The sequence below is a fragment of the Streptomyces sp. BK022 genome (assembly GCF_004217355.1).
In the GTDB taxonomy this organism is placed as follows: Bacteria; Actinomycetota; Actinomycetes; order Streptomycetales; family Streptomycetaceae; genus Streptomyces; species Streptomyces griseoluteus.
In genome coordinates, this window is the sequence record NZ_SHKU01000003.1 from 798,151 (window position 1) to 813,598 (window position 15,448).

13 protein-coding genes are annotated in these 15,448 nt (G+C 71.9%); 3 read left to right on the top strand and 10 right to left on the bottom strand.

The window, feature by feature from the left end:
• Positions 1-252: 252 nt before the first annotated feature.
• On the bottom strand, positions 253-1,662 hold the full coding sequence (gene glnA, locus EV284_RS15165; protein ID WP_030807690.1) for a type I glutamate--ammonia ligase: 1,410 nt from the start codon (positions 1,660-1,662) through the stop codon (positions 253-255).
• A gap of 210 nt (positions 1,663-1,872) precedes the next feature.
• Here glnA and EV284_RS15170 point away from each other — a divergent pair, with 210 nt between their 5' ends.
• Positions 1,873-2,340, top strand: coding sequence for an RDD family protein (locus EV284_RS15170; RefSeq protein ID WP_130334207.1), 468 nt, complete (start codon positions 1,873-1,875; stop codon positions 2,338-2,340).
• Positions 2,341-2,416: 76 nt separating this feature from the next.
• Here EV284_RS15170 and EV284_RS15175 read toward each other — a convergent pair whose 3' ends face one another.
• From EV284_RS15175 to lipB, 4 genes are all read right to left on the bottom strand, one after another.
• Positions 2,417-3,118 carry a DUF4191 domain-containing protein gene (locus EV284_RS15175; protein ID WP_130334209.1) on the bottom strand — a complete coding sequence of 234 codons (702 nt, stop codon included), beginning with the start codon at positions 3,116-3,118 and terminating at the stop codon, positions 2,417-2,419.
• Between the two features lie 62 nt (positions 3,119-3,180).
• Positions 3,181-3,378, bottom strand: coding sequence for a hypothetical protein (locus tag EV284_RS15180; protein WP_130334211.1), 198 nt, complete (start codon positions 3,376-3,378; stop codon positions 3,181-3,183).
• A gap of 230 nt (positions 3,379-3,608) precedes the next feature.
• Complete coding sequence (gene lipA, locus EV284_RS15185; RefSeq protein WP_130334213.1) at positions 3,609-4,574, bottom strand: lipoyl synthase; 966 nt, start codon at positions 4,572-4,574, stop codon at positions 3,609-3,611.
• A 122-nt stretch (positions 4,575-4,696) separates the two neighbouring features.
• Complete coding sequence (gene lipB / locus EV284_RS15190; protein WP_130334215.1) at positions 4,697-5,491, bottom strand: lipoyl(octanoyl) transferase LipB; 795 nt, start codon at positions 5,489-5,491, stop codon at positions 4,697-4,699.
• A gap of 251 nt (positions 5,492-5,742) precedes the next feature.
• Between lipB and EV284_RS15195 the strand changes: the two genes are divergently transcribed.
• The gene (locus EV284_RS15195) at positions 5,743-7,173 is read left to right on the top strand and encodes a regulator (RefSeq protein WP_130334217.1); all 1,431 of its coding nucleotides are present in this window, start codon (positions 5,743-5,745) and stop codon (positions 7,171-7,173) included.
• Between the two features lie 59 nt (positions 7,174-7,232).
• On the opposite strand, the gene EV284_RS15200 is transcribed toward EV284_RS15195, so the two are convergent.
• The 3 genes from EV284_RS15200 to EV284_RS15210 form a co-directional block, all read right to left on the bottom strand.
• Entirely contained in the window at positions 7,233-8,600 is a 1,368-nt protein-coding gene (locus EV284_RS15200; RefSeq protein WP_130334219.1) for an NAD(P)/FAD-dependent oxidoreductase, read from the bottom strand.
• Positions 8,601-8,794: 194 nt separating this feature from the next.
• On the bottom strand, positions 8,795-9,691 hold the full coding sequence (locus EV284_RS15205) for a TIGR01777 family oxidoreductase (protein WP_130334221.1): 897 nt from the start codon (positions 9,689-9,691) through the stop codon (positions 8,795-8,797).
• A gap of 48 nt (positions 9,692-9,739) precedes the next feature.
• The gene (locus EV284_RS15210) at positions 9,740-10,933 is read right to left on the bottom strand and encodes a MarP family serine protease (protein WP_130334223.1); all 1,194 of its coding nucleotides are present in this window, start codon (positions 10,931-10,933) and stop codon (positions 9,740-9,742) included.
• A gap of 77 nt (positions 10,934-11,010) precedes the next feature.
• Between EV284_RS15210 and EV284_RS15215 the strand changes: the two genes are divergently transcribed.
• On the top strand, positions 11,011-11,925 hold the full coding sequence (locus EV284_RS15215) for a peptidoglycan recognition protein (protein ID WP_130334226.1): 915 nt from the start codon (positions 11,011-11,013) through the stop codon (positions 11,923-11,925).
• Here the strand turns inward: EV284_RS15215 and EV284_RS15220 are convergent.
• Positions 11,892-12,410: a DUF4240 domain-containing protein gene (locus EV284_RS15220; RefSeq protein ID WP_165425545.1), complete on the bottom strand. Its 519-nt coding sequence runs from the start codon at positions 12,408-12,410 to the stop codon at positions 11,892-11,894. The genes EV284_RS15215 and EV284_RS15220 overlap by 34 nt on opposite strands.
• Before the next feature lie 108 nt (positions 12,411-12,518).
• On the bottom strand, positions 12,519-15,230 hold the full coding sequence (gene aceE / locus EV284_RS15225) for a pyruvate dehydrogenase (acetyl-transferring), homodimeric type (protein ID WP_130334230.1): 2,712 nt from the start codon (positions 15,228-15,230) through the stop codon (positions 12,519-12,521).
• Between the last annotated feature and the right edge of the window lie 218 nt (positions 15,231-15,448).

Sequence of the window (15,448 nt, forward strand, 5' to 3'; positions counted from 1 at the left end):
GAGCGAGAGGGTGCAGGCATCGCCCTCGCGACGATGGCCCAACGGATTAGCCATCACTGTGTGTGACCGCCGTGCGGGATCTGGCGTTTCTGACGGGGTGTCAGGCTTTCAAGATCATCTTGCACTCGCGTTGCACAAGATGCTGAAAACCAACGGTGATCACTGGTGAGCCGTGAAGCGGTAAATCCGCAGGTCAGCGCGGCCTTACGGTGGTGTGCCCCCCTGCTGTCGGGGGCACACCACCTGTGCGGATCAGACGTCGTAGTACAGCTCGAACTCGTGCGGGTGCGGACGCAGCTGCAGCGGGGCGATCTCGTTGGTCCGCTTGTAGTCGATCCACGTCTCGATCAGGTCCGGGGTGAAGACGTCGCCCTGGAGGAGGAAGTCGTGGTCGGCCTCGAGGCGGTCGAGGACGGCCGGGAGGGAGGTGGGGACCTGGGCGACGCCCGCGTGCTCCTCGGGAGCCAGCTCGTAGAGGTCCTTGTCGATCGGCTCGGCCGGCTCGATCTTGTTCTTGATGCCGTCCAGGCCCGCCAGGAGCAGCGCGGAGAAGGCGAGGTACGGGTTGCCGGAGGAGTCCGGCGCGCGGAACTCGACGCGCTTGGCCTTCGGGTTGGAGCCCGTGATCGGGATGCGCATCGCCGCGGAGCGGTTGCGCTGCGAGTACACCAGGTTGATCGGCGCCTCGAAGCCCGGGACCAGGCGGTGGTACGAGTTCACCGTCGGGTTGGTGAAGGCCAGCAGCGACGGCGCGTGCTTGAGGATGCCGCCGATGTAGTAGCGCGCCATGTCGGACAGGCCCGCGTAACCGGCCTCGTCGTAGAAGAGCGGGGCGCCGCCCGACCACAGCGACTGGTGGACGTGCATGCCCGAGCCGTTGTCGCCGAAGATCGGCTTCGGCATGAAGGTCGCGGTCTTGCCGTTGCGCCAGGCCACGTTCTTCACGATGTACTTGAAGAGCTGGAGGTCGTCCGCGGCGGCGAGCAGCGTGTTGAACTTGTAGTTGATCTCGGCCTGGCCGGCCGTGCCCACCTCGTGGTGCTGGCGCTCGACCTTGAGGCCGGCCTTGTCCAGCTCCAGGGAGATCTCGGCACGCAGGTCGGCGAAGTGGTCGACCGGCGGGACCGGGAAGTAGCCGCCCTTGTAGCGGACCTTGTAACCCCGGTTGTCCTCGAGCGCGCCGGTGTTCCAGGCACCCGCCTCGGAGTCGATGTGGTAGAACGCCTCGTTCTCGGCGGTCTTGAAGCGCACGCTGTCGAACACGTAGAACTCGGCCTCGGGGCCGAAGAACGCGGTGTCGGCGATGCCGGTGGACGCGAGGTACGCCTCCGCCTTCTTCGCCACGTTGCGCGGGTCACGGGAGTACTGCTCGCCCGTGATCGGGTCGTGGATGAAGAAGTTGATGTTCAGCGTCTTGTCGCGGCGGAAGGGGTCCACACGGGACGTCGACAGGTCCGCGCGGAGCGCCATGTCGGACTCGTGGATGGCCTGGAAGCCGCGGATCGACGAGCCGTCGAACGCCAGCTCCTCGTCCGGGTCGAACGCCTCGACGGGCACGGTGAAGTGCTGCATGACGCCCGGCAGGTCGCAGAACCTGACGTCGACGAACTTGACGTCCTCGTCCGCGATGAACTTCTTGGCCTCGTCGGCGTTCTGGAACATCCAGCTCCTCCTACTCCCGACCGTTCCCGCCGGGGTGGTAGATCGTCTCGTGCGGCCAGTGCGGTGGCACACGCTGGCCTCGACCCTAGGGACGGGTGATTTCTCGGGCGTGACTCGTTTGTTTCGCAGAAGTTAACCAGCCACATGTCAACCCTAGCTCCCCCCACCCCTGCCCGTACTGCCCGAAAACAGGCGCAGTACCGTGGTCGGGTGGACAACAGGGAAGTGATGGGGTCGTGGCTCTCCGGGCCGCGGGCGGCCATGGAAGACGCGGGTGCCGACTTCGGGTACCGGGGCGAGCAGCTCGGCCTGCCGGAGACCGGACCGAACTCGATCGCCCGTCCGGGTCGCCGGCTCGGCGCGCTCGCCGTGGACTGGGGCCTGTGCGTGCTGATCGCATACGGCCTGATCACCCACGGCAACTCCCCGGCCACCAGCAACTGGGCCCTGCTCGTCTTCTTCGCGATGAGCGCGCTCACCGTGGGCACCCTCGGCTCCACGCCGGGCAAGCGCCTCTTCGGGCTGCGCGTGGTCGCCCTGGAGACCGGCACCGTCAACCCGCTGCGCGCCCTGCTGCGCACCTTCCTGCTCTGCCTGGCCGTCCCCGCGCTGGTCTGGGACCGCGACGGCCGCGGCCTGCACGACCGGCTCGCCAAGACCGTCGAGGTCAGGATCTAGGGCCTGGCCGGGGCGGACACGACATGAGAAGGGGCGCCCGGAGATTCTCCGGGCGCCCCTTCTCATGTCGTAGGAACTAGCGGCCCCTGCCGCCGCCCTTCGGCATCCGCATGCCCTTCGGCATCGGACCCTTGGGAAGCGGCATGTTGCTCATCAGGTCGCCCAGCGCCCGCAGCCGGTCGTTGGTGGCGGTCACCTGGGGGCCGGTCAGCACCCGGGGGTACTTCAGCATGGTCGTCCGCAGCTTCTTCAGCGGGACCTGGCCCTCGCCGTCACCGACGATCACGTCGTGCACCGGCACGTCCGCGACGATGCGGTTCATCTTCTTCTTCTCGGCCGCCAGCAGGCTCTTCACCCGGTTCGGGTTGCCCTCGGCCACCAGCACGATGCCGGCCTTGCCGACCGCGCGGTGCACCACGTCCTGGCTGCGGTTCATCGCCACCGCGGGGGTGGTCACCCAGCCCCGGCCGATGTTGTCCAGTACCGCGGCCGCCGCACCCGGCTGGCCCTCCATCTGCCCGAACGCGGCCCGCTCGGCCCGGCGCCCGAACACGATCGCCGTCGCCAGCAGACCGAGCAGCAGGCCCAGGATGCCGCCGTAGACGGGGTGCCCGATCAGGAAGCCGATCACGAGGAGGACGGCGAAAATGCCGAGCCCGACAGCCGCGAGTACAAGACCGATCGTCTTGTCGGCCTTGCGGGTCATCTTGTACGTGAGGGCGATCTGCTTCAGTCGCCCTGCGCTCGCGGCGTCCGCCGCGGTTTCCTTCCTCGCCATGCCCACGAGTCTACGTGGCCGCGGGAGCACTCTCGACGGCGGTGCCCGGCGGAGGGCGGGGGTTACGGACGGGTGGCGGCGCGGTCGAGGAACTGCTGCGCCTCGACGCGGTCCTTGGCGCGGCGGCGGTCCTCCAGGACGGAGGTCCAGGCGTTGCGGCGGGCGGTGCGCTGGCCGCCCTGAAGCAGCAGCGTCTCGACCGCGCGGAGGGCGACGGCGAAGGACGGGATGGCGGTGGCGCGGACGGGTGCGGCCTGCATGATCGAGGTCCCCCCTCGGTGCGGGTGGTGTACGGGGCGTGATTCCAGGGTCACTGATCGGTGTTACCAGTGCGTGACCGACCGGTCAAACGGTGATGAAGCCTCGGCACGGGCGCCCCGCACGCCGACGCGGCCCCGCCATGTGCCCTCATCAGCGAGGACGGACGGGACCGCGTCGACTCGGCCATTACTGGCCAGTAGGAACTTGTGCGTGATTTCACACGACTCGCTCACACCGCCTGGGCGGCGATGTAGTTACCACGCTTCTCGATCGCCATCTGGTAAAGGCGCCCGGCGCGGTAGGAGGAACGGACCAGCGGGCCCGACATCACACCGGAGAAGCCGATCCGCTCGGCCTCCTCCTTCAGCTCCACGAACTCCTGCGGCTTGACCCAGCGCTCGACGGGGTGGTGGCGCACGGAGGGGCGCAGGTACTGGGTGATGGTGACCAGCTCGCAGCCGGCGTCGTGGAGCTGCTGGAGCGCCTCCACGACCTCCTCGCGGGTCTCGCCCATGCCGAGGATCAGGTTGGACTTGGTGACCAGGCCGAAGTCGCGGGCCTCGGTGATGACCTTCAGCGAGCGCTCGTAGCGGAAGCCGGGGCGGATGCGCTTGAAGATGCGCGGGACCGTCTCGACGTTGTGCGCGAAGACCTCGGGGCGGGACTCGAAGACCTCGGCGAGCTGCTCGGGCACCGCGTTGAAGTCGGGGGCCAGCAGCTCGACCTTGGTGCGGCCGGTCTCGCGGCCCGCGGTCTGGGCGTGGATCTGGCGCACGGTCTCGGCGTACAGCCAGGCGCCGCCGTCCGCGAGGTCGTCGCGGGCGACGCCGGTGATCGTGGCGTAGTTGAGGTCCATGGTGACCACGGACTCGCCCACGCGGCGCGGCTCGTCCCGGTCCAGGGCCTCGGGCTTGCCGGTGTCGATCTGGCAGAAGTCACAGCGCCGGGTGCACTGGTCGCCGCCGATGAGGAAGGTCGCCTCGCGGTCCTCCCAGCACTCGTAGATGTTCGGGCAGCCGGCCTCCTGGCACACGGTGTGCAGCCCCTCGCTCTTCACGAGGTTCTGCATCTTGGTGTACTCGGGTCCCATTTTCGCCCGCGTCTTGATCCACTCGGGCTTGCGCTCGATGGGGGTCTGGCTGTTACGGACCTCCAGGCGCAGCATCTTGCGTCCGTCGGGTGCGACTGCGGACACGACCGGCTCCCTGCTTGTTGCGAAGTAAAGTCTTCGATTCTTCGGCGTACACCAGAGTACGCCCGTGTTCATGGGGTCCTACCGGGGGTGAAAACCTCGCGGACGCAGGCCGCATTCCCGGATCAGACGGCGGCGGGCTTCTCGATCACCCGGGGGGCGAGGACGGCCTCGGCCATGACCTCGCGCAGGTGGCGTTCGACCACCGGCACGACCTCCTCGATCGTGATGTCCCGGCCCAGCTCGTTCGCCAGCGACGCGACACCGGCGTCCCGGATGCCGCACGGGATGATGCGGTCGAACCAGCGGTTGTCCGGGTTCACGTTGAGGGCGAAGCCGTGCATGGTGACGCCCTTGGCCACGCGGATGCCGATCGCGGCGATCTTGCGGTCCTCCCGGCGCTGGCCGGCGTTGGAGGGGGCGTACTCCGGGCCGTTCATCCGGGGGTCGAACTCCTCGTCGGCGATCCGGGGATCGAAGTCGAGGGAGAGACCGCCGAGGCGCTGCTCGACCGGGTCGCCCAGCACCCAGACACCGCTGCGGCCCTCGATACGGGTGGTCTCGACCCCGTACTCCGCGCAGGCGCGGATCAGGGCCTCCTCCAGGCGGCGGACGTGGGCGATGACGTCCACGGGGCGGGGCAGCTTCTGGATCGGGTAGCCGACCAGCTGGCCCGGACCGTGCCAGGTGATCTTGCCGCCCCGGTCCACGTCGATCACGGGGGTGCCGTCCAGCGGGCGCTCGCTCGGGTCGGTGCGGCGGCCGGCCGTGTACACCGGGGGGTGTTCCAGCAGCAGCACGGTGTCGGGGACCTCGTCGGCGAACCGGGCGGCGTGCACCCGGCGCTGCTCGTCCCACGCCTCCTGGTAGTCGACGGCGTCCGCGCCGAACCCCATGTGGACGAACCGCAAGTCACTCACGGCAAGCGCCTCCCTAAGCCGGGCACCCCTCGTCGGGTCTGTCAGGCGCGTTCGGCGCCCACGCCACTGTACGTCCGGACGGGTGACGTCAGCCGCGCGGGTAATCCTCACACGATCGGATGAATGCACGGGGAACAGTGCGACCGCTTGTTCACTCTCCGCTACATTCGCGCCGTTCGTGAGGCCAAAAGGGCTGTTCACAGCCCGTCCCGGCACCTCAGTGGCCTGTCAGGCAGGAGACCGCACCGCACATGACGGACCGACCCGCGCAGCGCACCCCCAACCGCCAGCTCGCCGCGCTCATCGCAGAGGCGGGGTTCTCCAACGCGGGTCTGGCCCGTCGCGTCGATCAGCTCGGCCTGGAACACGGGCTGGACCTCAGATACGACAAGACCTCCGTCACCCGCTGGCTGCGCGGCCAGCAGCCGCGCGGGACCACTCCCGCGCTGATCGCCGAGGTCTTCACCCGCCGCCTCGGCCGCCGGCTCACCGCCCAGGACCTCGGTCTGGACGCGTGCGCGCCGGTGTACGCCGGGCTGGAGTTCGCGGGCACGCCCGAGGAGGCCGTGGACATCGTCAGCGGGCTGTGGCGCAAGGACTCGGGCAGCCACGCCGAGCTGCGCAAGATCGCGTTCACCCCGGCGGGGCTGGTCGTGCCCAGCCGGGACTGGCTGATCGGCAAGGCCGACGACCGGGTGGCGCGCGAGCCCGCCGTCCGGGTGCCGGCGCAGGCCGGGCCCGTACGCGTCCCCGCACCTCCCGCCGAGCGCCCCTCCGGGCACCGGGTGACCGGCGGGGACCTCGCCGCGCTGCGCTCGGTGGGGGAGCTGTTCCGGGCGCTGGACGACCAGTACGGCGGCGGGCACGCCCGGCAGGCCCTCGTGCGCTACCTGGAGCACGAGTGCGAGCCGATGCTGCGCGGCAGCTACTCCGAGCAGACCGGCCGCAGGCTGTTCGGCGCGGCCGCCGACCTCACCCGGCTCGCCGGCTGGACCTCGTACGACATCGCCGCGCACGGGCTCGCCCAGCGGTACTTCGTGCAGGCCCTGCGGCTCGCCCAGGCGGCCGGGGACCGCGCCTACGGCTCGTACGTGCTGGTCACCATGAGCCGCCAGGCCGTGTACCTCGGGCACGGGCGGGAGGCGGTGCAGCTGGCGCGGGTCGCCCAGCAGGGGATCGGGACCGGCGCGGCGCCCGTCGTGCAGGCCCTGCTGCACGCGGCGGAGGCGCGGGCGCACGCGCTCCTCGGGGAGACGCGGGCGTGCACCGGCGCGCTGGTACGCGCCGAGCGCGCCCTGGAGACGGCCCGGCCCGGCGACGACGTGCCGCACTGGGCGCGCTTCTTCGACGAGGCCCAGCTCGCCGACGAGCTCGGCCACTGCCACCGGGACCTCCACCAGTTCCGGGCGGCCGCCCAGCACGCCGAGCGCTCGCTCCGCCTGCGCTCCGCCGCGCACGCCCGCAGCCGGCTCTTCTCCCGCGTCGTCCTGGCCACCGCCCGCCTGGGCCTCGGCGACCTCGACCAGGCCTGCGCCCTGGCCGCCGAGGCCGCCGCCCAGGCCGCCGACATGCGCTCGGTCCGAGCGGTGGAGTACATCCGCGACTTCGAACGCCGCCTGGAGCCCTACCGTGACGCGCCTCCGGCCCGCGGGTACCGGGAGCGGGTGGCGGCGCTGGGGTAGCGGTGGCGGGGGCGCCCGCCACCAGGGCGCCCCCCGGGGCCGGGCCCGGGCCTCCCGGGTCAGGCCGCCCGCGGCATCGTCGCCGGGGGGTCCGCCAGGTGCATGGAGGAGGTGGCTCCCAGGTCCGTCAGGACGGCCGTGGCGGCTCGGGTGGCCGAGTGGAGGGCGCCCTGGAGGGTGGGGGTGTCCCGGTGGTCGCCGCAGACGTAGAGGCCCGCCAGAAGGCGTACCGGGCGGTGGGGATCGTAGGCGGGGGGCATGGCCGGCACGGCGTCCGGGGTGTGGTGGACGGCCAGGGTTTCCCAGCGGTTGGTGGGTGCGCCATACAGGCGGGAGAGGTGGGTGCGGACGGCGGCGTCCACGTCCTCGGGCGGGGTGCCGAGCACCGTCGAGGAGATCAGGGTGCGGCCGGCCGGGGCGCGGCTCGGGTCGACGTTGCTGATGACCGCCGTGTGCGCGACCGGGCCGCCCCGGTCCGCGTCCAGCAGCAGCGAGGTGCCCGTGGACAGCGCCGGGCCGGGGTCGTCGGTGGTGTGGTGGACGACGGTGACCGGGTGGAAGGCGGGGACGCGGAGCCCCGGCAGCAGCTCGGCCGCCGCGCGGGCGTCCGTGGCCAGCAGGACCGCGCGACAGCGCAGTACGCCGTGCTCGGCGGTGGTGACCGAGGTGGTGGAGACCGAGGTGACCCGCACCCCGGTCCGCACGGTGCCCGGCGGCAGGGTGCGCGCCAGCAGCCCGGGCAGTACCTCCGCTCCGCCCTCCGGCACGCTCAGCCGGCCCCCGGCGAACGCCCGCAGGGCGAGATCGGCGCCCCGGCTGGACGTGGTCAGCTCCGGGTCGCACAGCAGCGCGGCGAGCAGCGGCCGCAGGAAGCCCTCGACGGTACGGGCGGGAACCCCGCGCGCCGCCAGCGCGTCGGCGGCGGCCTGTTCCGGGCGGGCCAGCAGCCGGTCCACCGGGGTGGCCGCGATCCGGGCCAGCGCGGCGTTCAGCCGGGCCTGGTCCCACGCCCCGCCGACCGGTGTCCCGGTCCGGCCGGGCAGCACGGCGACCGGCCCCCTGGGGGCGCTCGCCAGGGCGCGCGCCACATGGAGTGCGCCCCTTGCGCCCCCTACGGGTGCCGGGGCGCCCGCGCGGTGCCTGCGGCCGTCCCGGTGCAGCAGCACACCGGGCGCGAACTGTCGCAGCGCGAGCGGTTCCACCCCCGGCACGGTGCGCAACTCGGTGCCTGGGGTGGTCAGGGGCCGTCCGACGCGGTCGAGACGGAAGCCGTCGACCCTCTCGGCCGACATGCGGCCGCCCACCTCCGGGGCGGCCTCCAGGACTGCGGTCGTCACTCCTGCGCTGGTCAGCCGATGGGCCGCCGAGAGTCCGGCGACCCCGGCCCCCACGACGACGACGTCCACCTGGTACGCGGGCTCAAGCACGAGGCCCCTCCTGTGGTTGCGCGGCCGGTGGAGAGGTCATGCCCTCAACTGGCCCGCCGGATACGCGAGTTCGGGTCGAGGTTAGGGTCATTGTCGGTCAATGCCAGTCGCGCACCGGCAGGGCACGGTCGCACGGCGGTCGCATACGGTCATGACCGCTCGGTGCCCGCCATGATCACGTCTATGCCGCCGGCCTACTCCGCCGCCCGGATCGTGTCCTCGATGCCGGGGAAGGCGAACTGGAACCCGGACTCCAACAGCCGCTTGGGCACCACCCGCTGACTGCCCAGCACGTCCTCCGCCATCCCGCCCAGCACGGTCTTCAGCACCGCCGCCGGCACCGGGAACGGCGTCGGCCGGCGCAGCACCCGGCCCATCGCCTCGGTGATCTCCTGGTTGGTCAGCGGGTGCGGCGCGGTCAGGTTGAACGGCCCGGACAGGTCGTCGCGGTCCAGGATGTGCCGGATCGCGGCCACCTCGTCATGCAGCGCGATGTACGACCAGTACTGCTTCCCGCTGCCCAGCCGCCCGCCGAGCCCCGCCTTGAACAGGGGGAACAGCTTGGCCCACGCCCCGCCCGCGGCGGACACCACAAGACCGGTGCGCACGAACGCCGTCCGTACGCCCGCCTCCCGCACCGGCGCGGCCGCCTCCTCCCACTCCTCGCACACCGAGGGCAGGAACCCCTCGCCGGGCGGGGCGCTCTCGTCGGTGATCCGGTCGCCGGTGTCGCCGTAGAAGCCGATCGCGCTGCCGCCCACGAAGACGCGCGGCGGCTCCGGCAGGGAGGCGGCGGCCTCCGCGAGCGCGGTCGTGCCGAACACCCGGCTGTCCCGGATCACCCGCTTGTACTCCGGCGTCCAGCGCCTGTCGCCGATCCCCGCGCCCGCCAGGTTCACCACCGCGTCGACGCCGGCCAGCCCGGCCGCGTCCACGTAACCCTCCTGAGGGTCCCAGCGGACCTCGTCCGGGCCCTGCGGCTCGCGCCGGACCAGCCGCACCACCTGGTGCCCGTCGTCGGTGAGGGACCGCACCAGGGCGCTGCCGATGAGACCGGACGCGCCGGCCACCGCGATTCGGGAAGAGTCCATGATCCCAGCATGCCCCGCGGGCCCGGGATCAGGGCGGCCGCCTACTCCCTACGACGTGATCAGCTCACCCGTGTCCACCGGTGCCGTCGCCGTCCGGCCGCGGGCCGCGTCTTTCGAGACCTCCGCCGTCGTCAGCGCGTACCCCGTCTCGGAGCTGGAGGTGGAGCGGGCGAAGACCACGCCGCAGACCCGGCCGTCCGTGGTCAGCAGCGGACCGCCGGAATTGCCCGGCCGGACCGTGGAACGGATCGAGTAGATCTCGCGGGTGACCGTGCGGTCGCTGTAGATGTTCTGGCCGGTCGCCCGCACCCGGTTCGCCACGGTCGCCGCCTGGAGGTCCAGGCTGCCGTCCTGCGGATAGCCCGCGACCACCGCCGACTCGCCGCGCCGGGCGGAGGAGTCGAAGGGGAGCACCGGGGCGCGCAGACTCGGTACGTACAGCACCGCCACGTCCTTGTCCGGGTCGAACAGCACCACCCGCGCCTGGTACACCGGGCCCACCCCGCCGATCCGTACCGTGGGGTTGTCGATGCCGGCCACCACGTGCGCGTTGGTCATCACCCGGCGTGGCGCGTACACGAAGCCGCTGCCCTCGCGGCCCTCGGCGCCCGCCGAGCCCTCGATCTTCACCGTGCTGCGCCGGGCCGCCTCCGTGGCCGCCGGGGTCACGCTGTCGCCGGAGGGCTCGGCCACCTGCGCGGTCGACTCGTTCTCGAAGGGGTTGAAGACCTGCGGGAAGCCCGCCTCCGTCAGCGCGGAGGTGGCCCGCGAGAACCAGGCGGGGGTGGTCTCCGGCATCGTCTGCTGCACCGCGCCCAGCAGGGCGGAGTTGCGGATGGCCGTGGTCACCGTCTGCGAGGGCGCCGCGCCCAGCACGCTCGCCGCGGCCCACGCCACGAGGAGTACGGCGACCCCGTTGGCCGCGGCGCCCCCGATGCCGTCCGCCACCCGCAGCGGGCCGCTGCCCGACCGGTCCATCCGGCTGCGCAGCCGGAGCGCCAGGCGGCCCGCCAGCTCGTGCCCGATCATGCCCGGTACCAGCACGGCGAGGATCGCGACCACCGTGGCCGCCGCCGAACCGCGTGTCACCAGCCCTGTCACCCACGGCAGCGCCCACACGCCGACCGCCGCGCCGCCCACGAATCCGGCCAGCGAGACACAGCCGGCCACCAGCCCGCGCCGGTACCCGGAGGCCGCGTACAGCAGGACCACCAGCACGAGCAGCACGTCGAGCAGGTCCACGAAGCCGCCTCTCTCTCGGGCCCCCTCATACGGGCGGGACAGGCCCGCTGATCAGTCGCAGCCCGAGGGCTTCCCGTATGTGTGTACCCACAGAAACGCCCTGGACCTGGACGATGGTTCCACCGGGTGGCAGACCACACATCGCGGACCCGCCGTGCCGGACCGAGAGTGGGATCATGAAGTGGACGCGTCCTCGGCGTACCGCGCGCCTGCCCGGCGTCCTCATGGCCCTGACCGGCGTCGCCGCCCTGCTGCTGCTCGTACGGGGCAGTGAGCGCGCCGTCACGGCCCGCCCCGCGCATCATGCGCCGAGCACCGCCCCCGCAGCCCACCGCGCGCCCCGCCCGGCCATCCAGCCCCGCTCCGCCTGGCTCGACCGGGCCACCTCGCGCCGCCAGCCGCCGCCGCGCTACGACGACCGGGTCGTCGCCGTCTTCGTCCACCACACCGACTCGCCGAACGACTACGACTGCGCCGACGCCCCGCGCGTCATCCGCGCGCTGTACGCCGGCCAGACCGGCGCCCGGCACTGGGACGACATCGGCTACAACTTCCTCGTCGACCGCTGCGGCACCATCTACGAGGGTCGCGCCGGGGGAGCCGACCGGCCGGTCACCGGGGCTCACACCCAGGGGTTCAACCACCGCTCGACGGGCATCGCGGCGCTCGGCACCTTCACGGCGGGCTCCTCCGTCCCCGCGGCCATGACCGACGCCATCGCCGCCCTCGCCGCCTGGAAACTCGGCCCCTCCGACACCGACCCCCGCGCCCGCGTACGCCTGACCTCCACCAGCGACCTCAGCCGCTACCGCACGGGCACCCCCGCCACCCTCCCCGCCATCGCCGGCCACGGCACCGCCTACGCCACCACCTGCCCCGGCGCCGCACTCACCGCCGCCCTTCCCGCGATCCGGGCGAAAGCAGCCCGCCTCCAGGGCCGCACCCGCTCGGACCGGCCTCAGGACCTGAAGCGGTCCCACAGGGCCGGGTAGCGGTCGGCCAGGGTGCCGTCGTTCTCGAAGTCGACCGGGGTGCCGGAGGGTTCGCCGGGGGCGGGGGCGATGCCCAGGTCGGGGGCCACCGTGCCGGTCAGGCGTTCGTAGGCCTCGTCCGCCGCGTAGCCGAGCTCCTCGCCGTCGCCGTCCATCTCGTCGTCGAACTCGTCGAGGAGCTCCGCGAGGGAGTCGGGGTCGTGGAGGGCGCCCTCGAAGACCTCGCGGCCCTGGCCGATGAGCCAGCAGCGGAAGTAGTCGAAGGCGTCGTCGCTCGCGCCGCCCAGCAGGAGCGAGGCCGCGCCCCACAGGTCCCAGCGGTAGGCGCGGTTGTAGCGGGCCTCGAAGTGACGGGCGAAGTCCAGCACCATGTCCGGGTCGAACTGCAGCAGCCGGTCCACCAGCAGGTCGGCCTGCTCCTCGGGGTCGCCCTCCGCGGCCTCGCGGGTGGCGTCGATCAGCTCCCAGAACTCCGTCTCGTCCATCACGCCACCAGCATCGGGCCTCCGTCCCCACCCCGCACGCGGAACGGCACGGGCAACGGAAGAAGGGGCACGGCAGCACGCCGTACCCCTTCACCGGACCTCAGGTGGTCACAGCCCGTACTTCTCCCGGGCTTCCTTCACCGCCGTCGCCTTGACCGCGCCGCGCCGGGCGAGCTGGGCCAGGGCGGCGACCACGATCGACTCCGCGTCCACACCGAAGTGCCGGCGGGCCGCCGCGCGGGTGTCGGAGAGACCGAAGCCGTCCGCGCCCAGCGAGGACCAGTCCTGGTCGACCCACTGCGCGATCTGGTCCGGGACCTGGCGCATGTAGTCGGAGACCGCGAGGACCGGGCCCTCGGCGCCCTGGAGCGCCCGGCGCACGAACGGCACCCGCTCCTCGCCGCGCAGCAGGGCCGCGTCGGCGTCCATCGCGTCACGGCGCAGCTCGGACCAGGAGGTCGCGGACCACACGTCGGCGGCGACCCCCCACTCCTCGGCGAGCATCCGCTGCGCGTCCAGCGCCCAGTGGATCGCCGTACCCGAGCCCAGGAGCTGGATGCGCGGGGCGTTCGCCGGGACGGTGACGCCCGCGGACTCGGCCGTGTTGAACCGGTACAGGCCCTTGACGATGCCCTCGTCGATGCCGGGCACGGCGGGCTTGGCCGGCTGCGGCATCGGCTCGTTGTAGACCGTCAGGTAGTAGAAGACGTCCTTGTCCTCGCCCGGCGCGGCCTCGCCGTACATCCGGCGCAGACCCTCCTTGACGATGGCGGCGACCTCGTAGGCGAACGCCGGGTCGTACGTCAGCGCGGCCGGGTTGGTCGCGGCGATCACCGGGGAGTGGCCGTCGGCGTGCTGGAGGCCCTCACCGGTCAGCGTGGTGCGGCCCGCCGTCGCGCCGACGAGGAAGCCGCGGCCGAGCTGGTCGCCGAGCTGCCACATCTGGTCGGCAGTACGCTGCCAGCCGAACATCGAGTAGAAGATGTAGAACGGGATCATCGCCTCGCCGTGCGTCGCGTACGCGGTCGACGCGGCGATGAAGTCGGCCATCGAACCGGCCTCGGTGATCCCCTCGTTGAGGATCTGGCCGTTCTTGGCCTCCTTGTAGTACATCAGCTGGTCGCGGTCGACCGGCTCGTACGTCTGGCCCTTGGGCGAGTAGATGCCGAGCGAGGGGAACAGCGACTCCATGCCGAAGGTGCGCGCCTCGTCGGGGACGATCGGCACCCAGCGCTTGCCGGTCTCCTTGTCGCGGACCAGGTCCTTGACCAGGCGGACGAACGCCATGGTGGTGGCGACGTTCTGCGAGCCGGACCCCTTGTCGAAGGAGGTGAACGCCTTCTCCGCCGGGGCGGGCAGCGGCGCGAGGGGGTGCACCCGGCGGGCCGGGGCCGGACCGCCGAGGGCCGCGCGGCGCTCCTGGAGGTAGCGGACCTCGGGGGAGTCGGCGCCCGGGTGGCCGTAGGGCACCTGGCCGTCGGCGAAGGCGCTGTCGGAGATGGGCAGGTCCAGCAGGTCCCGCATCGCCTTGAACTCGTCCACCGAGAGCTTCTTCATCTGGTGGTTGGCGTTCTTGGAGGCGAAGCCCGGACCGAGGGTGTGGCCCTTGACCGTCTGGGCCAGGATCACGGTCGGCGCGCCCTTGTGCTCGACGGCCGCCTTGTACGCGGCGAAGACCTTGCGGGACTCGTGACCACCGCGCGAGAGGTGGAAGCACTCGAGGATCTTGTCGTCGCTCAGCAGCTTCGCCATCTCCACCAGCGCCGGGTCACCGCCGAAGAAGTCCTGGCGGATGTAGGCGGCGTCGCGCGTCTGGTACGTCTGGATCTGGGCGTCCGGCACCTGGCGCAGCCGGCGGACCAGCGCGCCCGTGGTGTCGAGCTGGAACAGCTCGTCCCACGCGGTGCCCCACAGCGTCTTGACCACGTTCCAGCCGGCGCCCCGGAACTGGGCCTCCAGCTCCTGCACGATCTTGAAGTTGGCGCGGACCGGGCCGTCCAGGCGCTGCAGGTTGCAGTTGATGACGAAGGTGAGGTTGTCCAGTTCCTCACGCGCGGCGAGCGCGAGGGCCGCCGTCGACTCCGGCTCGTCCATCTCGCCGTCACCGAGGAACGCCCACACGTGGGACGCGGAGACGTCCTTGATGCCGCGGTTGGTCAGGTAGCGGTTGAACCGCGCCTGGTAGATCGCGGAGAGCGGGCCGAGGCCCATCGACACCGTCGGGAACTCCCACAGCCAGGGCAGCCGGCGCGGGTGCGGGTACGACGGCAGGCCGTTGCCGCCCGCCTCCTGGCGGAAGTTGTCCAGGTGGGCCTCGTTCAGCCGTCCGTCCAGGAAGGCACGGGCGTAGATGCCGGGGGAGGCGTGGCCCTGGATGTAGAGCTGGTCACCGGAGCCGTCGGCGTCCGGGGACTCCTTGCCCTTGAAGAAGTGGTTGAAGCCGGTCTCGTACAGCCACGCGGCCGAGGCGAAGGTGGCGATGTGGCCGCCGACGCCGTACTTGCTGCCGCGGGTGACCATCGCCGCCGCGTTCCACCGGTTCCACGCGGTGATCCGGGTCTCCATCGCCTCGTCACCGGGGACACCCGGCTCGGCGGCGGTGGGGATGGAGTTGACGTAGTCCGTCTCCAGGAGCTTCGGCAGCGCGACACCGCCCGCCTCGGCACGCTCCAGCGTGCGCCGCATCAGGTACGCGGCGCGGTGCGGGCCCGCTTCCCTGGCCACGGCGTCCAGGGAGGCGCGCCACTCGGCGGTCTCCTCCGGGTCGCGGTCCGGGAGCTGGTCGAGCGCGCTCGGCTGGATGGCGTTGGGGTCGGTCATCTCGCCGCCTTCCTCAGTCGAAGGGGGAATCCCTCATGGGTGAGGGTTCGGGGTTGCCCTTGGTCTTTGGCAGGACAGGGCGAGAACTCGGTAGAAGTCCGTCGGTGACAATAACCCCCTGATCGATGATCGATCAAAGGTTTGGGTGCGAAAACCCGGTCTTCGGGCGAAAGTAGGCACCCGGTGTCTTTCGTACAGGCACGCGGTGCCTTGTTTTC